The organism is Akkermansia massiliensis (genome assembly GCF_018847375.1).
GTDB classification, from domain to species: domain Bacteria; phylum Verrucomicrobiota; class Verrucomicrobiia; order Verrucomicrobiales; family Akkermansiaceae; genus Akkermansia; species Akkermansia massiliensis.
In genome coordinates this window covers 2,323,283-2,342,508 of the sequence record NZ_CP072036.1, presented here as the reverse complement: position 1 = coordinate 2,342,508, position 19,226 = coordinate 2,323,283, and the positions used below count along the sequence as shown (strand labels likewise).

Here is a 19,226-nt window from a genome sequence, read left to right as displayed (position 1 = left end):
CAACGTAAATGCCGCCAAGGAGCAAATCCACATACCTCAGTGGATGGCACAACTCAATCTTGAGACGTGGCATGTAATACAGCACTTTTTCTCCTCGTCATTGCAAATGATCCCTCTCAGAGAAAAAAGCTTTTCTTTCCCTACGTCAAAAAAGTCAAGAAGATAAATAAGAATCTTTCCCTGATTTTTAAACATAAAACTGGCCAAAGCATCCGGAGACAGGGTCCTCCCACCGTTCTCCCTGCATGGAAAGTGCAATGGGACTATCCGGAACAACCCTGTTTTTTCCGCTTGTCCCATACCACAGGAACGGTGTTCCGCTCCCGTAAGAGAAGACAAGGTAAAATGCCCACAATAAAAAAGAATGGTTTTCATAAAGAGGATACATTATCCATTTTTAATAAAAGCTTCACAGAGAAAATCAATCAATAAAAAACCATATTCGCTGCAGCAAATAATGGAAAGGGACAGCATCGCCATTTTTTAATCCTCCCCCATTAATAATTTCAGAACAATCAGGCTTCTTTCATGCTCACCTCATTCCCCGGCCTTGCCATTCATACGCTGGAAGAACTCCGGCAGAGATAGCTTGCTGAACTGTATCTCCATGCAACTCTCCCTTGCCAGTTTCTAAACCAGTGCAGCCAGGCATTTGACTAAAAGGCAAATGATCCTTTCTCTCTTCTTGCAACACCTGCCAAAAAAGCAAAAAAGAGCCTGTATCGTTAAAATACAGACTCTTAAGAAGAAAAATGTTTTGGCGGAGCGGGAGGGATTCGAACCCTCGGTACCGGTTTTGCCAGTACGTTCCTTTAGCAAAGGAGTGCTTTCAGCCTCTCAGCCACCGCTCCGTCTTGGGTAATGTGTGGAGAAGAAACTACACACTTCCCAAAATGAAGTCAATACATAAATAGTACAGGCAGGAATTACTCCAGGCAGGCATATTGGCAGGTCAGTTCCTTTTCTTCACCGGGCTTCAGCGCCACCTCCCACTGGAATTTCCCGTCCGGATTCAAGAGACGGACAAACGTCCTCCCAACATAAAATCAACCGGAAGCCGTTTTTCACCTGCAAATGTAACCCCGCAGGAACATTCAGCGGCCGGACCATGGGAAAACAAGGGCCATCAGTTCCCCCACGGCGGCGCGGACATGGAGCAAGCGGTCCGGAAAACCTTTTTAAACCTCGCAATGCTCTGCGATCACTTCCAGAAAATCATCCAGATACTTCGCGGCCTTCTGCTCCCCGATGCCGTGGACGTTCATGGCGCCCCGGCGGGTGGTGGGTTTCAGCCTGGCCAACCCTTCCAGGGTGGAATTGTGGAATACGGCATAAGCCGGAATTCCGGCTTCACGGGCCAGCTCATTCCTGAGCTCCTTCAATTTCAAAAACAAATCTTCGTCAAACTCGCCCAGCGCGGCCAAATCCCCCGTGGCCCGCACCCTGGCCTGCTCCGTGGGAGCGGAAGCCTTTTCCCGGCGGGCAAAGGGCCAGAGCATGGACGCCTCCCTGCGCCCCATCATCACTTCATTCCCCTTCGGGCTCAGGGTAATCAGGGGGCGGTCCGCCTCTCCGCTCATTCTGGTCAACCCCGCCATTTGCATGGCGCGGAACAACTGGCGGATATCGTCCTCGCTCCACCGGGAAAGGATTCCATACGTACTTAACCGGGCCAGGGAGGTTTTTAAAATCTCCTGATTCTTCGCCCCCTTGAGCATCTGGATGATTTTCGTCCTGCCCCACCTTCCCTGCCAGGAACCGTCCGCCATGCGCACGGACGCGCGCGCAATCCCGCTCAGCGCCTGCCGGACAACCCTGGTTTCCTCCTCGCCCAACGATTGGCCTTCCTCCACCCCCAGCGTCAGGCACTGGTCGCAGCGGCCGCACGGGGCGCCATCCTCCTCCCCGAAGTAATTCAAAATCCACTGCTGGCGGCAGCCGGTGGAATAAGCGAACTCCGTTACCGCCTTCAGTTTTTCCCGGTCCCTTACCTCTTTTTCCCGCAGGGCCTGTTCGTCCAGAGGAATCTTCAAGCCGCTTACGGCGGGGTCCGTCACTCTGGTAAGCTTCACGCGCTGCCCCGGAACGTCATGGCGGCTGATCGCGCCATTGCGCATGAGAACGGACAGGGCGGCCCCCACCTGCATGGCATTCCGGCATTTGAGGCGTTCCCCCATCTCCTCCATGGACCACGCCACATCATGGGTTTCCGGACTGCAATGCTTCCTTAACAACTCGTACAGTTCCACAATCAGCGGAACGCCCGGATTCACCCCCTCAATAAAAAACTCCTGGGTCCGCAAATCCGCGTGGTTGAACAAAAGCTCGCAATAGGCTTCATCCCCGTCGCGGCCGGCACGGCCAGCTTCCTGGTAATAGGCCTCCACACTGCCGGGAACCTCAAAATGGGCCACAAACCTGACGTCGGCACGGTCAATGCCCATGCCAAACGCATTCGTGGCAATGACGATGTCCGCATGGCGGTTCATGAAGGCGTTCTGGGCCTCTTCCCGCTGCTCATCCGTCATGCCCGCGTGGTAAGCCGTCACGTTCAGGCCAAGGTCGGAAAGAGCCTCATACACCTGCTCCACCTTTTTGCGGGTGGAGCAATAGATAATACCCGTCTTATGGCGCTTCACCAGCTCGTACAGCCTCTTGTACTTGTCCTTGTGCGTATCGCAAGCCGTAATGCGGAAATGCAGGTTTTCCCGCGCAAACCCCCGTACAATCGTCACCGGGTCGTCCAGCCTCAAATGTTCCAGAATATCCTCCCGCACGCGGGGAGTGGCCGTGGCGGTCAGAGCCGCTACCTGCGGGCGCCCCATCGCTTCAATAGCCCTGCCCAGCTTCAAATAATCCGGACGGAAATCATGCCCCCACTGGCTCAGGCAGTGAGCCTCATCCACGGCAACCATATTCACGTCCACCTCCGCCAGAGCACGCATGAACCCCTCATGGCCGAAACGCTCCGGAGCCACATACACCAGCTTGAACACCCCGTCCTTCATGCCGGCCAGGCGTTCCCTTTGTTCAGGAAAGCTCAGGGAGCTGTTGATCATGGTGGCGGGAATCCCTCTGGCGGCAAGGGCGTCCACCTGGTCTTTCATCAGGGCGATCAACGGGCTGACCACCAGGCAGACCCCGTCCCGGCACAAGGCGGGAAGCTGGTAGCACAGGGATTTCCCTCCCCCGGTGGGCATCACCACCAGCACGTTGCGGCCTTCCATGATGGAAGCCACCACGCGGTCCTGCCCCTCCCTCAAACTGGAAAAGCCGAAGTACTCCTTCAATGCCTCCATCGGCGACCTGATCACCTTGAACTCGCTCATTTTCTCCGCTCAGTGTGCCACAGCCCATTCCGTGACGCAACGCCTTTCCCCTCTTTCTGCGCTCCGGAATCAACGGCCTGTCTTTGAAGGACTCCTCTCCCGGGAAGAGAAAAAATGAGATTTTTTTCTCAAATCATCTTACAAACATCTTGACTTTCCCGAAGAAAAACCTATATTCCTTTCACCGCTTACGCGGTACACGACGCAAGTCAAAGCGCCCGTAGCTCAATTGGATAGAGCGTCTGACTACGGATCAGAAGGTTTGGGGTTCGAATCCCTACGGGCGTGCCACTTGCATCACCACCGGTAAATAAAATAATTCCTGCCTGAACGCCATGGCGGGATTTTTTGTCTCTATCGGTAAATACATATGGGGGCGCCATGGTTTCGACTGGAAGTCTGAGGTGCTGGCTGCATGTGAAGGTTAATCGGCTGGCCTTCTAAAAAGCCGATTAAAAAAATAAATGCAGAGTCTAACGACCTTGCTCTGGCTGCCTAATTAGTTCAGCCGCGTCAGAACCTCAACGCCTGCTAGAGGGAACGACGAATATTCAGCAGGCTGGTGCAATGCGGGGTTGCCGCGCAACGCACGAGACTTCCACAGGCAACTAGCGAGCCTGCCTAGTTGGCGCATGACGAAGCGGCCGCGAAAGCAGCAATATGCGTCTGAACATGGAGATGCCGGCATCAACGGCCTTCAGGACACGGGTTCGACTCCCGTCGCCTCCACCATCTCAAAACAACCGCAAGCGTTTGAAAAAGAATGCTTGCGGTTTTTGTTTTTATAAAACTGCAAGACAAACTGCAAGACATTGAAATTCGTTTTGGAAACAATGTCTTGCAGTCGGAGGTGTGTCTTGCAGGCATGAAGAAGCCCTCCCCTGTGGTGGGCGGGAGAGGGCTTCGGGGGGACTGTTCCCTGATTCGGAACAGGGGCATTTGCATGGTTGCTGGAAGGTCACGAGAGACCGACGAGTCGGTTGTATTTGCGGTTGGCTCTCCGGGATTGGAAAAGAAGCCGCATTCCACCAGCATGGCGGGCGGCACCGTTTCACGGAGGGTGCGGAGGCTGGATTTGGAGAACCAGCAGGAGCTTGCAGAGCGGCTCAGCGATAGGGATGAAGCCAAGGCTTTTACTCTCAGCGAATCCGTATAGGCGCCGTCATCATGGTAGCTACGGCAGTAGCAGATGCGAGCCCCTTGGGCCGTAGGGGGAGTCCGAGGAGTCAGAGCGAACGGAGAGTATATGCCGTAGTTCCCCGCGTTGATGGCCTTCACGGTGGCGGACAAGGTCGTCGCCGCTCAAACGGGGGAGTCGGTGACGGTGACGGCGCGCCCGTGGACCCGCAGCATGGGGGCCAGATGACCAGCAATGGTCTTGGCCACAGCGTATTCTTCACGCCCGTTTCCACGGGCGCCCGTGTTGTTGGCGTGTCCGATGTCTAAAGCGATATTCATTTTCCGATATGCCGTTCAAGTTGCAAGAGCCTCATGTTGATTTGTGTGAGGGCCTTCGTCCGCGCATCCATGCAGGCGCGCATGCCGTGGTACGGGAAGCCACGGGCAATAAAGCCCACGAACATGACCCATTCGGGCTTATACCCCCTTAAAAGGTTCAGGCAGCGTGGGCTTTAGTGCACATGGTCTTACTTTTTCAGGATATTGAACGACGGGCAGCGTGAACCTGGGAGCGGGAGATATGCCCCTGCTTAATGACCAGGCAGGAGCCGCTTTTGCAAACCTCCGTGCGGTCCTGGGTAAAGTCCACATTATGTCCGCAACCGCCCAGCAGGGCGGAGGCTGCATAGGCCGCCCCTGCCAGGGTCACCCACAGAAGGCGTTCCCACCATTTCAGGCCGGTTTTAGACTTGCTTTTTCCGTAGGCATTTTTCATGCCCTGCTTCCCCGCCGTCAAGGACGGCCCTTTTTTGCTCACCATTTAACTTGCGCATGATTTTACTCTACGAAGTATTTGAAGAACGCCACGGCAGCAGGGTCCTGGATGGCGAATTCCGGGTAGTCACAAGAGGTAAATGTCCGGCGTCCTCCCTGGTCATTAATAACCTCCACGGTCAGGCAGACGCTCCCACCAGATGCAGGCTCATCAGGATGCCGGACAAGATTGACGTATTCATCCAGACGCGCCCACACCTGGACGGCTTTCCATGGTTCCGCCAGCCCTACCAGAGCGGTCACGACGGCCTCCATTGCCGGGGCTTGGTCAGCGGGCAGGTCCTCCTGCTTGTAGCGGTCAGTACGGGTATAGCCGTCCGCGTCCCGGTAAATGGCCGTCAGGGTGAAGTCCCCCCATTGTCCAGGCTGGGGGAATTGTATCTGTATTTCTGCGTTATTCATATTATGCTAAGGGGGTGTTAATATCTACAAAGTCTTCAGTTACTTCAGAAACAATGGTGTTCGCAGCTATTGCACCGAGAGCCATTGCAACCGGGTTGATGTTATTTGGCTGATAAAGCGTGCGCTCTGTAGAGCCAATCTCTACAACCGCAGTCCCACTATCGACTTTCGCTAAATCCACATAGCAAGAACTGAATCCAAACGAAGTTTCAAAGGACCGAAGCCCACGAACGGCAGCGATTTTGCACAGGGAGGCTTGCTGACTGCCGCCCAGCATCAGATAGAGAGAGCCAACGCCATCATAATCTTTGGAATAAGAAGCCGGTTGGCTTTGCTGATAGATGATTTTATTAAGCGTAGCTGGAATCAGCTCATTATGGCTTGCTGGAACAAAGCTGGTAGTGGTTTTAACTTTCCATTTTTGTGTCGTTATTTCCGCATAAATTTCCCGCACTATAATAGTGTAACCATTGCGAACGGTATCCCTGACTGCATCGAACGTAATATCCAGAATTTCTCCATTTGCATAAGCGAGGTCATTGCCGGGAATGAGAGCATAGGAGTCCAGAGTTAAATCGCTTCTGTAGGTTTTGGCTCCAGCCCCCAGCCCAATAGTGAATTTAAGAGCAGTGTAGCTATGCAGGGATATAGAAAACCCCGCAAAGTTGCTGTAGTTCCACCCGCCGTAGAGTCCCAGAAAGGGAAACTTGATGGAGCTGGTTTTATTTGCAGGCGCCGTAACGCGCGCATAATGGTAAGGAACATATATGGCGGTGACTGCTGAGCCAGTAGTCACAATTTTTGAAGTGTCAGGAAAATAAGGCATCGTGTAGACATTCGTAGCCCCGGCCAGCCCTGCTGCATATAAGCGGTTCACGGCTGCCGTGCCTGTTTGCGCTCCCACGGTAAGCGGAATATTGATGCCCCCGTTGGCGTTGACCGTCCCCTCCGCAGTCAAGCCGCCGTCCAGCGTCATGTTGCCCGCTTCGTCTGTCAGCTTGTCCTGCTTGCCATTCCACGTTTCGCGTTCTTGAACCGTTATGTGGGCTGCGGCGTCTTCCTTGTGCGCATTGAAGGAAGACGCGTCGACTTTTGTAGAAAGAGCGGCGGCATCCGCCTTGGCGTTCCATGCGGTGCGCTCTTCCTCTGTAACATGCGCAGTTTCATTCTCCACATGCTCACTCCATTCATTCAGAGGAGTCAGGAGAATCCCATTGATAGAAGTAATTTTATTCATGCTTGTTATTCTTTGTTATTGCTTGTCGTGAAGCGGTTGAACAACGCCACTGCCATCCCGTCCACCATCGTGAACTCCGAAAATTCTGGCTGGTGAAAAACCCGCGCCCTTCCTGGGCGGTGGCTGCTTCCACGGTCAGAGCAACCGCATCCCTGGATTCCAGAGATATTTCCCTTTCCTCCAAAGGCGAGCTGATGATCTGATCCAGCCGCACCCGGACGTGAAGCTCCTTCCATTCATCGGATAAAACGGCAACGTGTGCTACCACTTCGTTGAAAGTTTCTACCTGTTCCTGGAAAATATCATCCTGTGAAAAGCGTCGAGACTGAACGAAGCCGTTCCTGTCCGGGAATACGGCCGTCAGGATAATCTTCCTATAGAAGTTGAAGTGTCCCTGCCCCTACCTCCCACGCGCCACGATTGCAGAGCCGGCGGATATGTTAGCCGTTAATGCAAGCATGGTAAGCGGAAAAACATTTGGGGCGCTTCCTTTTTACATGGGCCGCCTGGTTGCTTCATGGAGAAACCTAGCATCCTTCTTCCTGTTGAAGCACACCGGAGCAAGAACCAAATTTCCATTTGCCTGGTTTCCCTTTCCCTCTTTTTCCTCGTAGAAAGGCCCTTATAGGCCTGTTAAAGCAAATCCAACTCGGCAACAGCCGCTTTACGTGCTCCCTCGGCACCCTTTTTAACGCTGAATTTGACAAATCTAGCTTCAACGGGAACAAAATTGACCTCCTGTTCCACCGGGTTGTTGACGATATTGCCGAAACGGCCGGAAGCCACCGGCTTTCCCCATGTTTTGCCGTCCCTGCTGAGACGGATATCATACATTTCAATATGGCCCGGGCCGCCTTCCATCACAGGCGTATAAATCAACCCGGCAATTTTCTGCACTTTTCCCGTATCAATAACAATGTCGCATCCCTGGGGAGGCAGGCCAATTTCCACATAAGTATCCGTTTTTCCGTCTTTCAGCCGCTCCAACTGGGCCGCGGGAAGGTTTTTCCCGGCAACGGTTATTTTCCATTCCTTCCTGTTCAGTTTCCGGACGGCTTCCACGTTGTCCTCCGTTGAGAAAGGAGCCAGGTAATACAACGAGAAATTGCTGAATGAAACGGATTTGCGGGAATCCAGGAAGCGTATCCTCAATTGATCAGCCTTCACCGCCTTCGGCAGCCTGATCATTTTACGGAATCCGATGGTGGTACTTTCAGCCAAGGGTTTCCACTGGCCGTCCAGCCACGCATCCACGGCAAAGCGCTCCACACGCTGGCCATAGTCACGTACGTTTTCCTGTAGCTTGATGACGTTGAACTCCTGTTTTCCAGACAATCGGATTTCTACCTCCGCCCGGGTGGTGCCATCAGGAGTGGCCCAGCCTGTAAAGGGGCTGCCGTCAAACAAAAGCCCGGATTCCGGATTTCCGGCCCACCCGGAAAGAGCTCTCGCCCGGGCTCCCCTGGCCAAGTCATTTTTTTTCATCTTTCCAATCACCCTGCCAAATTGGATCATCCTCCTGGCGTCCGCCTCCGGAATGATTCCTTCCTTATTGGGAGAGAAGTTGGGAAGAACGTTGGAGTTTTGTCCCACGGTTGAAAAGTAACAGTCCACCAGGTAATCAAGAGATTTGATGGTTTTGTCGTCGCGTTCATGGTAAAACCAGCCTCTCCGTATGGGGAGGCCTGCACGTGAAGGGTACCAGACGAGCCGCTTTTTCCCTGCCAGGCTGTCAATGGAGCCCAGATTCCTGTCTTTAGCCCGAATCCCCACATCATTTCCGCCAAACAGGCGCGACGAGGCCGTAATCCCCTGGACGCACCATTCCGTTTCCCGTCCGCGCCCCATCTCGTTTCCTCCCCACCGGACATCGGGAGCCGCCCCGGAAAGCAGAACGTCCGGCTGCAATTCCCTGGCCTTTTTAAAGATCCTCTCCCAGTCGAAGGGAGTCTGTTTCCCATTGACTTTGCTATCCACCCCGGCTCCGTCAAACCATAGAAGATAAACAGGACCGTAATTGGTCAGCAGCTCTTCCAGTTGTTTGACGTAGAAATCATTGTACTTTTCCGTCCCAAAGCTTTTTTCATGCATGTCCCACGGGGAAAGGTAGATGCAGAATTTCATGTCCAGTTCCCGGCAGGCCGCGGAAACTTCCCGGATCAGGTCTCCTTTTCCTCCCTTGTAGGGAGAACGGGAAATGTTGTGATCTGTCCATTTGGTGGGCCACATGCAGAATCCGTCATGATGCTTCGCTACAAAGATCACTCCCGTTACGCCGGCATCCTTGAACGTTTTTATCCAGGAACGGGCGTCCAGCCGGGAAGGATTGAAAATTGCAGGCTCCTCCTTTCCTGTTCCCCATTCCGCTCCGGTAAACGTGTTCATGCCGAAATGGATGAAACCCAGCATTTCCCGCTGCTGGTAATCCAGTTGCCGCGCGGAAGGCCTTACCTTGACCGCCATCTCCACCAGCTCTCCGCGGGAAGCCTGTTCCGGAACCATGACGGACACGCCTTCCTTTCCTTTTCCACACGCGACAGCCGGATACCCCAGCAAACCACAGAGCAACACGACGCGAAGTTGAATAAAGGCAGTCATTTTTTTAAATCAATAAGGGGGATTTTTTAGTCGTATATTGATAATACTCTGTTAACAATAATATTCTTTCATCTCCCTCCGGGCCATTCCATCATCCGGGCTGAAATGGGCATGTCTTCTGGCATCCAGACGGCGGCGGTTCCGCACGGGGTTGCCGTCAAAGATTGCCCGGGAACGTGCAGGCCTCAGTACGTCATTTGACGAATGCCGGAGGCCCTTCGGAATTGGAATCTCAAATTGCCGTTCGAATAAAAACTCCACTCTGAATGAAGCCATGAAGCGAGCCGCCAGAAAAGGTTTGTCCATTGGAAGAAGGGATATTGAGCGCGGCAAAGGAGAAATGGGAAGACCTCTAAAGAGGGGGCTCATTGATGGAAGCGGACCGGGAAAAGGCGGCGGCAACTATCTCCTTTTCCTGCCCGTCAGCCACCGGTTTTCTCCGCTTTTGGGCAAAGATCAGGTATTCCCAGCCGGGGTAATGCCGGACCACCCATCGGTGAAGAAAGAATGCTCCCGCAAATATCAGAACCGTCGCAACCATGGCGGAAGGTACTCCCTCCGGCAGAATTCTTGACAGGAGCGGCATCAAGTAGGGCAGGATCAGGCAATGAATGGCATAAATGAAGAAGAAGAGGGGAGCGCATGCCCGCGCGATGTTAAGAAAAAACGTCTTTTCCGTCAGCAGAACGCACAGGGAGCCCAATCCCAGAATCCCTGGAATCCAGCAAGGTATGGTGTGCAGGGTTTCCGTGGAGATGGCGCCGCAATGGTTCATCCACGCTATTGCCGCCCACACGGGAAGGGAAATATAAGCTGTTTTTTTCAGGAACAGCTTAATCTCGCCCAGCGTCAGGGAGGAAAGGCAGAACCCCAGCATGAAAAAGGCCAGGGCGTCCGCCCACGGAACCCGGGGAGGGTCGGAAAACAGCGCGTTGAGCTCCGGAAACAGCACCACGGAGAAGAGAACGGCAATCGTCGCGGGAATCAGCAGCTTCCTTTTTCCGAGGGCGAATAAAAGCGGAGAGAGCAGGCTCAGCGCCATCACGTATTTCAGGAACCACAGGGGGCCGTCGTAAGGGAAGGTGGTTCCCACTCCCGTCAGCTTCCAGGGCAGGCTGCTCCAGTCCCATGTGCTTGAATGGCCCAGGCTTAAATAAATCCAATGCCTGAAGAACGCTTCCAGAAAAGCCGCCCCGTTCCATGCCAGATAGAACAGGACATACCTGCACGGGGAATGGCGCCAGTCGAATATTTTCCTGCGTCCCACAAAGTAGGCCGCCGCCATGAACAGAAAGGGCACCCGCTGGAAGAAGAGAGGGAATTCCACACCGTTTCCCGCAGCATGAAAAAGGACGATGAAGAACAGGCCAACCACCCTGCCCAGGTCAAGCCAGCATTCCCTCGGCGGCGTTCCGGGAGCAGCCCCGGGACGGGAGGACTGTTCCTTTTCCGGCTTCGTGTCCGGAGAGTATTCTTAAACCATGGACATTTTCATTCCGGCAAAAAAAATCAGAAGGGGCTTTTGCAATACGGCTCCACAGCCCTCATGCCGTCATGAAGACGCACCGCCTCATCCCTGTCCTCCCGGGAAGCGAACAGGTACAGGGCATATCCGCCGAACCCGCCTCCCAGGTATTTCTTCGCCAGTTCCTTCCCCAGGGCTAGAAGGGGAGCCATCCCCTCCTGGAGCTGCACGCTATGGTACAGCGCCACTCCAGCAGCCAGTTCATGAGTGCTGCGCTCCATCACTCCGGCGCGGGCGATCAGGGAAGACTGGGCGATGCGGGCATAGTCCCTGCACCCGTCAGCCATTCCCGGCGTATCATGGTCGTGCCCGGTGTGGAAGACCGCCATTTTCCCGGCCAGAAAGTCACCGGTGCTCTTGATGTCCAGCACGGGAACGGTGCCGGAACGCCAGACGCACAGCCCCGTTTCCGCAATCACGGCCGGATCCTGCCAGCCAACCCCCAGGGCAAGTTCCGACTGGACGGAGTCCCTGCCCTGCAGCATGGCCCAGGCTCCGCTGCCTCCCAGTCCGGACCGGAGTTCATAGGGCCAGTGGTCCAGGGATACAAACGGACTGATGGCACAGTTGACAATGTACGCCCCCTGCCGCGCATGCCTGGGAACGTCCAGCCAGCCCCCCGCAAAGTCCACGCGCAGGGGAACGCTAAGCGGGGCCTTGATTCTGTTCACCAGCTGGGTGGTGGAAATCTGTTCGGAACAGGGAGGCGTTTTGGGAAGCACTACATACCGCGCTCCAATTCTTGCGCACAGTTCCCTTTTAAGGTCGCCGTAACAGTCATCTTCCGTAACAGCCAGGATATCGGGCCGTTCTTTCAGGAAAACGTGTTCAAAATCCATTCCAGGCTCCAGATGTTCTCCGCAGACCACCTTGTCCACCATGCACAGGCTTTCCAGAATTACTTTTTTATGGCCGTCCGGAATGGATGGTTTTCTGCGCTTGCTTTTCCAGAGCACCTGCTCGGAAGCGAAGGAGACGATGAGGAAATCCCCCAGCGAACGCGCTTCACGGAAGAACTGGATATGCCCGGCATGAATGATATCGTAAAAACCGGAGACGAATATTTTGGTAGCCATCGTTGAAATGTATTAAGGTGTGGATGTTGCTGTATGGAGAGGGGTAAAGATTAAACCGGAGCGGCGGAAACCGCTGAATGGGAGAAACCCTCCTCCCATTCCAGGGCTATTGTTTCCAATTCCCGGTTCCCTTCCACATAGTCCTCAAAGAGAACCGGATATTGCGGCAGAAGCAGCGGGAGGTCCTCCGGAACGTTGATTTGATGCCGTCTTCCCAGTTTTTTCCTTGCCAGGCACTGGAGTTCGCAAAAAGCCATCGGCACCAGGCTGGCATTGGAGGGCAGGTTCCAGAACCCGGCATCGTCGCTCACAATGACGAATTTCCTGCCTTCTTCCCTGCCCCAGGCCGCCAGCAGGTCCCCCATGTTGCCGGGAAGCCGGCCGAAACATGAGACCAGCGTGCAGGGAAGAGAGGGCGTCTTTCCTCCCATTCCGGAGGCGGCAGCCGGCTTGGCCGCCTTTTGCCGTTGTTTTTCACGGATAAAAATCCAGGGCAGAACAGAGATTATTTTCCAGCAGCGTTTCATTTGCTTGCGGGGTTCACTGAAAATGCGGTAGAGAAATTCCAGCCTGCAGTCCACCATCCAGGCAGGGGCCCTTCTGATATTCCGTCCGGAGGCGAAGTTAAAGACGGCTCCCACGGCCACCATAACCCCCCGTTGAAGATGGGGGCACAGCCTGTTCATGAATATTTCCTGCTTGGGAGCGCCCAGTGAAACCCAGACGATGTCCGGCAGGTATTCATTGATTCGCCCGGCAATAGCCGCGTAGTCAAATTCATCCACAGGGCAGAACGGCAATTCCTGAAAAGGCATGTGCTTCACGCGGGGATCTTCCCGTTCCAGGGTCCGGCGCAGGGCATCCAGCGTCTCGCGGCTGCCTCCCAGGAACATCATTCTGTATTTTTTCATGCCGATGGCGTCGCTGAAAATCTGGGCGCCGCAGTATTGGGGCCTGTCCGCATGCAGCAGCCATTTCAGGTAGACGGGCACCCAGCCGCTGTCGCAAATGGTCAGGAGCGCTCCATTCAGCACATTCCTGTATTCCCGGTTGCGCTGTACCTCGGAAAGCACATGGCCGTCCGCCACGCAGATGTATCCGGCGCCCCCGGAGCGGAGCACTTCGTCCATGCGCCGGAAAACGCGTTCACGGTCAAATTCGTATCTGATGTTGAAATAGGTCTCCATATGGTTTTCACTCATGGTCAATGTTGGTGGGCCTTCAAAACTTCGCGGTAAATGCCGGCCATCCTTTCCGCCTTGCGGTTCCAGTCCAGCTCCCCCTGCCTGGCGAGAAAAGCTCCATCCATCTCCCGCAGGACCTGCCTGTGATGGAAAAAGAAGCGGATGCGTTCCGCAAAGTCCCGGGCGGACCGTCCAGGATTTGACAAAGGAATTTTGCACCCGACGGAATCATCAATAACGGTGCTCATTCCGCATGTGTCAAAACACAGCACAGGCAGCCGGGCCATCAAGGATTCCGCGATCACGGTAGAGGTCGCCTCCATAATGCTGGTAAAGAAAAAGAGATCGCTCTGCCGCATCATGGACAGAATTTCCGCATTGGGCACAATTCCATGCCATATGCACATATGAGAAACTCCCAGATTTTCAGCCTGTTTTATAAACCGCCCCCCCTCTTCGGAAGATTTCACGCCACATATATGGAGACGCAATCCCTCACAGTCCTTCAACAGGGCAAGCGTGGAAACAGCCAGATGAAGCTGTTTCCGGAAATCCGCCTTGCCCACCCACAAAAGGCTGAATTCTTCCTTTTTATCCAGCAGGCGCCCCCCGGAGAGATTGGGCCTGCAACCGGTTTCATTAATCACCACGGCCTGTTTCCCATAAACTTCTTCCATTCTGTTTTTCACGCCTTCCACCGCGGCAACAAGGACGGAGGACCTGGCGACCGCCCGCCGTACATGGGGCTGCCATCTTGACTGGAAGGAATTAAGGGCATTTTTCACCCGCACGAACAGGCACTGCCTCCATCCCGCACAGCGTGCATAGGCGGCAGGCACGTTTTCCATGCCTCCCACCGGTCCCCACACATAGGGCACACCCTTGATTTTCCAAAGCAGGCCCGGTTCCCTGAACCCAATCATGTTCAGCTGGTGGATCAGATCAATACGGTTATCCTTCATGATTTGACGCGCCAGGCAGAGAGCCCTCTTTTGCCATTTCCTGTAATGGTAGTAAAAACGCCAGTCTCCCTGGTTCCAGCACATCCGGCGAACCTTTTCCGGCACGGGAAGATAATGGAACACGATGTTGGTGCCCTGGGGGAGGCGGGCGAGCTCCCGTTCTATGTTCTCCCTCCATTCCCCTTCCGTAATCACATGCACCTTGCAGTGCATGGCCAGGTGGATGACCCAGTTCCACCCCATGCCGGGTTCGCTGCCCCAGTCCGGGTTGACGGCATAAGCGTTAATCAGGATTTGCATCATGGTTTGTCTATTTGATGGAATCAAGGTAGCTCCGGTGCCTTTCCTCCTCCTCCGGGGCGGCAAAGCGGCGGCGGATGACCCTGGCCGGATTGCCGCCCACCACGGTCATGGGCGGCACGTCTCCGGTCACGACGGCGCCTGCCGCTACAATGGCCCCGTCTCCCACGCAAACGCCGCCCAGAATGACGGCTCCATGGCCAATCCACACGTCGCTGCCGATGACCGTCATGCCGTCCTCCCAGTTCCGGGGAGAATCCCAGATGGCGCAACCGGGCCTGTTAAAGGAATGGTCCCTTTTTCCGATGAATGAAACGCGGGCGGCGCACAACACGCTGTTTCCAAAGCGTATATCGCAGGAAACATGGCAGTGCGGCCCCAATTGCACCCTGTTCCCGAAAATGATCCGTTTGTGAGGGGAATTCAGATGCACATGCCTTCCTATCCTGGTCATTCCCTCCACGGTGACCCAGCGTTGAAGCAGGCGGAACCGTATGAAACTGCGCATTCCGTTAGCCAGGGAACGCAGGAACAGGATTGGCCGGGACCTGCCCGGGGCGGCATTGGCGGAAGCATTCATCGTACAATATGTTCCATGAGATGGTTGACGTATTCCCGGAATCCGGCAGGCATCAGGCATTCTTTCAGGCGCGGAGAGGAAGGACTGCCGCTGCGGTCCAGGCAGGTTTCCCGGAGAAGAGAGGCCAGCCCCCTTTCATCTTCCGGATCAAACAATTCCCCGTTCCAGCCCCGGCGGACCAGGCAGGCGGAGCCGCAGCGCCCGGAAACCAGGCAGAAGCACCCGGCGGCCAGCGCATCATTGACAACCGCCCCAAACGGTTCCACCAGGCTGGGCAGAACAAAAACGTCGGCCAGATTGTACCAGGCCGCCAGGCGCTCGCCTTCCAGCCAGCCGGTAAAAATGGCGCTGACCTCCAGCCGGACGGCCAAATCCTGCAATTCCGGTCCCAGGCTTCCCGACCCCGCTATTACCAGAACGGCGTCCTCCGGAAGGGCCGCAGCCGCCCTGACCAGGCATTCCAGATTCTTCTCCGGGGCCAGGCGCCCCACATACAGGACCACCCGTTTTCCGCGCAGGCCGTATTCCCGCTGCATGGAATGGCTCATGGAAAGCGCTTCCCGGCATTGTTCCCGGAATGCCCGTTCATCCCTGACAATCGGAAAAAAGACGCCCTTTCCATAATGTTCCCGGTACCAGCAGCATGCCTCCATGTCCGGGAGAATCACATCGTCCATCATCGGCATCGCCGCCTTCCGCGCCAGCGCATGCATGCGGGACAATTCATTTCCGCGGATCATGTCCATGCTGTCGTCGCAAATGCTGACGATTTTGAATTTCCAGCGGCAGACCGCGCGCAGCAGGCATACCTCCAGAGCCAGAATGGAAAACTCCGGAACGATCACCAGATCGGGCCGTCCCTGCCGCAGAATGCGCGCAAGGCCGGAGGGAACGCGCCGCCCGGCCACGCGAACATGGTTCAGGTATTGGGGGCGGAAAGCGCAGCGGGCTTCCATTTCCCGCCTGTTGTAGTGGTGGTCCGGAGAATTTTCATATTCAAAAAACGCCTCCATCTCTCCAAGACGGGCCAGCGCATTGAAAAAATCAATGCGGTAAGGCGCCAGGTATTGATGAAAGACCATCAGTTTCCGTTTGTTGCCGTTCATGGTTCAGTGCCTTTTCCTGTAATATTGCCGCGCTTGCCTGAAGAACCCGGAGGCCGTCTCCCGGACGCCCGCACACCGGAGGGAAAACCGCAAGGGGTGTTGAACTGTGCCGCACAGCTCCAGCAGTTCTTCATCGGAATATTGGAAAAGGCGGCTTAAACAGCATTTGAGGAAGGGGATTCCGTGGCGGCGGGAACGGAAGGGAATGACGTGCACCCCCCGGCAGCCGCCCAGAAGCTCCCTTTGCCGGCGGTCAATGGGAGAAAACAGGGAATGGAAATAATAAACGGGGGTCCCCGCATGCAGAAAGGGGGCCAGGCGGTAAAAAGGCGCCCGTTCCGGGTCGTTCCCGTACCGTACCAGCAGGGGATTGATTCTGGCGGCATCTTCCATTTCCGTTTCCGGCGCAAGGTCAAAATAGCCGTTGAAGGAGAAAACGCGTTCCGCATGCAGCAGGGAGCCGAAGAGAACGGCGGCATAGCCTCCCGAGGAACTGCCCACCATCGTTGCCCGGCAGCCTTTCGTTTCGTTTTCAAGCCACTTCAGCACCTTTTCCGGAGAGTTCAGGCGGATGTTGATGCCGCCCAGGTACCATTGCTTGAAAACGTCGCGGATGAAGATGTGCCTGCCGCAGCCCGGAACCCTGGTTCCGAACCATTCAAACGTATTCCGCAGGGTGACCCGTTCATGGAACCGGACGCGGTTGTTGGGAAAGTACAGGTCGTTGCTGCTGAAATAAACGGCGCACCGCGAATCATCCCCTTCCGGAGAACGCTCCATGAGATAATTATCGCGGGTCCTGTACGTCTCCAGCACCTCTTCGTCATCCGTCTGGAAAACCCAGTCTATTTCGTTGCTGTCCATAAGAAGGGGAGAAAAACTCTTACATGCATGCAGATCATGGCCTTGCACGCGGCCAGCAGGCCGTCGTGCCTGCGGACGTAGTGGAAGTAATACCTGGGCTGGGCATTCCCCAGCGGGGAATACAAATTGCGGAGCCTGCCTGCCAGGGGCACCTTCCGGTCCGTCCAGGCAACGGCCTTGTCATGCCGTTCGCAGGTTCCCAGGCAGGCGGGAGCCACCCGCAGCTTTATTCCGCGTTCGCGTGCCGTACGGGAATAATCGTAATCCCCCAGCGCGTGCAGGTAGAACCCGTCCAGAATGCCGATGCGCTCCACCACCCGCCGCGGCACCCACAGAATGTTCCCGTGGCATAATTCGCACTCCCTCAGGGTTCCATCCGGAATAACGGGCTTCCCGCCCGCCGTGCCTCCATAAGTCCACTCATCCGTGCCGGGATGGCAGGTGGAGCCGCAGATGACGGCGGCGTGTTCCATCTGGCGGCAGGCTTCCAATAGATGGCTTACGGCAAACGGATGAAGCATGGTATCATCATTCAGCCACAGGTAGAAATCCGCATCCTTCTTCAGGGCGTCCTCCCATGCCGTCCTCATTCCCCGGTTCCAGAACAGGGTTCCGTCCCCCGTGATGACGGAAACGGAGGGATAAGCCTGCCGCACGGCGTCTCCGGTGCCGTCTGTGGAACCGTCATCCACCAAATGCACGGAGACGTCCAGCCCCGCTTCCGGCAGTGCGGAGAACAGGGAGGCAAGGGAGCGGAGCGTTTTTTCCCTGCGGTTGTGGCACGTCATCAGGACCGCAAGTTTTTTTCCGGAGGTATCGTCAGTTTTCATGGAATGCGTACGGAAGGGAGAGGGTTGGAGGAACGGCGGCGGAAGATGCTTTCCACCCATTCATGAAGCTCGCCGTCCGTCATGGCCCGGAAACGGCTGGAATAGCACATGGCGATCATCATCCACAGGGAGATGTTCATGATATCCAGATTGAAGTTGGTATCCTCCAGCCATCCCCAGAGCCAGCGGAAGGCCACGAACACTCCCAGCAATTTCATCCAGCGGTTGTTGGAGCGGTAAATGGCCAGATAGGAGGCCTGCCAGTAAAATCCCGTGTAAAGGAAGAGCCCAACCACCCCCGTCCAGGCGAAAATATTGAGGAGAACGGGTTCGCACCAGGCGCGGCGCTTCTGGTCACGGTAGGACTGGCGCTCATCCTGGGACATCTGGAAACTGGTTTCATACCCCTGCGCCGGGGTGCGCCCCAGCAAAATGCAGCCGTCCTTCAGGGAGGAAGAGGCCACCTCTTCAAAGACGATGCTGCGGGAATCCGCCAGCAGGTCGTCCTCCACGGAACTTCCCGGCGCTCCGGCGTAGGAGCCGATGTCCAGGACATTGAAGACGCCGCCCAGCCCGAGGGCGAGAAAGAGGGAGGGAATTAAAAACAGGGCGTGCCGCATCATCCTGTAAAAGCAGTCCTTGAGCAAATCCCTGCCGCAATAGACGGCCAGCAGAGACAAAGCCACCAGCGCCTTTAGAATCTGGCTCCTGGCTCCCATGCTGACGCACACCATCAGGCATGCCATGACCAGCACCACCAGCTTCCATTTCCGGGGCAGCAGGGGCAGCCACGGCACCAGCATCAGCAGGGGATTCAGCAGGGAGGCGTAAAAGTCCGGATTGAGGGTGAACATGAACAGGAAAAAAACGGGGATGAACACCTTGAACCAGACGGACAGGACCTGCCGCGTCACCTCCGGCAGGCTGAACACGTAAACCAGCACGGGAATGAAAAGCGTGGGGGCATTCGTCACCAGGGCCCGCGCGGACCAGTAGCCGTCCACGGCGAAGACGCCCCGCAGGCAGCAAATGAATACCCACAGGAAATAAATGGAAAAGAGGGGATAGACCGGGGCGTCCTCCCTCCTGAAATACTTCCGCATGATGACGAAGGACACCGCCAGCAGGAGGACGGAGGAAAGGGAAATGGCCTGTTCCGTACAAATCGGGTGAAGGACGGCGGCGGACGAGTACATGGACAACATGATCATGGCCTTCACCAGGATGATGAAGGGGAGCACGACCCGGATGCTTGAAGGAAGGCGGGATTTCCCATCAAG

General features: G+C 55.6%; 14 protein-coding genes, 2 tRNA genes, 1 other RNA gene and 1 pseudogene. 2 read left to right on the top strand and 16 right to left on the bottom strand.

Features of this window, described 5'->3' with window-relative positions:
* Nucleotides 1–758: 758 nt before the first annotated feature.
* Together J5W70_RS09755 and J5W70_RS09750 are read right to left on the bottom strand one after the other, a co-directional pair.
* Nucleotides 759–851, bottom strand: a tRNA-Ser gene (locus J5W70_RS09755).
* Between the two features lie 327 nt (nt 852–1,178).
* Nucleotides 1,179–3,329 carry a RecQ family ATP-dependent DNA helicase gene (locus J5W70_RS09750; protein ID WP_022397857.1) on the bottom strand — a complete coding sequence of 717 codons (2,151 nt, stop codon included), beginning with the start codon at nt 3,327–3,329 and terminating at the stop codon, nt 1,179–1,181.
* A 214-nt stretch (nt 3,330–3,543) separates the two neighbouring features.
* On the opposite strand from J5W70_RS09750, the gene J5W70_RS09745 reads away from it, so the two are divergent.
* Nucleotides 3,544–3,620 (top strand) — tRNA-Arg (locus J5W70_RS09745).
* Nucleotides 3,621–3,701: 81 nt separating this feature from the next.
* Nucleotides 3,702–4,061: a transfer-messenger RNA gene (gene ssrA, locus J5W70_RS09740) on the top strand.
* A gap of 570 nt (nt 4,062–4,631) precedes the next feature.
* On the opposite strand, the gene J5W70_RS09735 is transcribed toward ssrA, so the two are convergent.
* From J5W70_RS09735 to J5W70_RS09670, 14 genes and pseudogenes are all read right to left on the bottom strand, one after another.
* Entirely contained in the window at nt 4,632–4,787 is a 156-nt protein-coding gene (locus J5W70_RS09735) for an N-acetylmuramoyl-L-alanine amidase (RefSeq protein WP_180973755.1), read from the bottom strand.
* Nucleotides 4,788–4,983: 196 nt separating this feature from the next.
* On the bottom strand, nt 4,984–5,223 hold the full coding sequence (locus J5W70_RS09730) for a hypothetical protein (protein ID WP_146020029.1): 240 nt from the start codon (nt 5,221–5,223) through the stop codon (nt 4,984–4,986).
* A gap of 62 nt (nt 5,224–5,285) precedes the next feature.
* Nucleotides 5,286–5,684: a hypothetical protein gene (locus J5W70_RS09725; RefSeq protein ID WP_102721773.1), complete on the bottom strand. Its 399-nt coding sequence runs from the start codon at nt 5,682–5,684 to the stop codon at nt 5,286–5,288.
* A 1-nt stretch (nt 5,685) separates the two neighbouring features.
* Nucleotides 5,686–6,921, bottom strand: a complete 1,236-nt coding sequence (locus J5W70_RS09720) for a hypothetical protein (protein WP_102731079.1) — start codon at nt 6,919–6,921, stop codon at nt 5,686–5,688.
* A 633-nt stretch (nt 6,922–7,554) separates the two neighbouring features.
* Nucleotides 7,555–9,519, bottom strand: a complete 1,965-nt coding sequence (locus J5W70_RS09715) for an alpha-L-fucosidase (RefSeq protein ID WP_022396789.1) — start codon at nt 9,517–9,519, stop codon at nt 7,555–7,557.
* Between the two features lie 352 nt (nt 9,520–9,871).
* The gene (locus J5W70_RS09710; protein ID WP_102731080.1) at nt 9,872–10,903 is read right to left on the bottom strand and encodes an acyltransferase family protein; all 1,032 of its coding nucleotides are present in this window, start codon (nt 10,901–10,903) and stop codon (nt 9,872–9,874) included.
* A 125-nt stretch (nt 10,904–11,028) separates the two neighbouring features.
* The gene (locus tag J5W70_RS09705; protein WP_022396787.1) at nt 11,029–12,120 is read right to left on the bottom strand and encodes an adenylyltransferase/cytidyltransferase family protein; all 1,092 of its coding nucleotides are present in this window, start codon (nt 12,118–12,120) and stop codon (nt 11,029–11,031) included.
* Nucleotides 12,121–12,170: 50 nt separating this feature from the next.
* The gene (locus tag J5W70_RS09700; protein ID WP_022396786.1) at nt 12,171–13,322 is read right to left on the bottom strand and encodes a WecB/TagA/CpsF family glycosyltransferase; all 1,152 of its coding nucleotides are present in this window, start codon (nt 13,320–13,322) and stop codon (nt 12,171–12,173) included.
* A gap of 2 nt (nt 13,323–13,324) precedes the next feature.
* The gene (locus tag J5W70_RS09695; protein ID WP_022396785.1) at nt 13,325–14,569 is read right to left on the bottom strand and encodes a glycosyltransferase family 4 protein; all 1,245 of its coding nucleotides are present in this window, start codon (nt 14,567–14,569) and stop codon (nt 13,325–13,327) included.
* A 61-nt stretch (nt 14,570–14,630) separates the two neighbouring features.
* A pseudogene (locus J5W70_RS13020) lies at nt 14,631–14,801 on the bottom strand (DapH/DapD/GlmU-related protein); the annotation flags it as partial.
* A 341-nt stretch (nt 14,802–15,142) separates the two neighbouring features.
* Nucleotides 15,143–16,252: a glycosyltransferase family 4 protein gene (locus J5W70_RS09685; protein WP_022396783.1), complete on the bottom strand. Its 1,110-nt coding sequence runs from the start codon at nt 16,250–16,252 to the stop codon at nt 15,143–15,145.
* A 3-nt stretch (nt 16,253–16,255) separates the two neighbouring features.
* The gene (locus J5W70_RS09680) at nt 16,256–17,116 is read right to left on the bottom strand and encodes a hypothetical protein (protein WP_022396782.1); all 861 of its coding nucleotides are present in this window, start codon (nt 17,114–17,116) and stop codon (nt 16,256–16,258) included.
* Nucleotides 17,098–17,946 carry a glycosyltransferase family 2 protein gene (locus J5W70_RS09675; RefSeq protein WP_022396781.1) on the bottom strand — a complete coding sequence of 283 codons (849 nt, stop codon included), beginning with the start codon at nt 17,944–17,946 and terminating at the stop codon, nt 17,098–17,100. The genes J5W70_RS09680 and J5W70_RS09675 overlap by 19 nt, the downstream gene beginning before the upstream one ends.
* The gene (locus J5W70_RS09670) at nt 17,943–19,187 is read right to left on the bottom strand and encodes a hypothetical protein (protein WP_146020031.1); all 1,245 of its coding nucleotides are present in this window, start codon (nt 19,185–19,187) and stop codon (nt 17,943–17,945) included. The genes J5W70_RS09675 and J5W70_RS09670 overlap by 4 nt, the downstream gene beginning before the upstream one ends.
* Nucleotides 19,188–19,226: the final 39 nt, after the last annotated feature.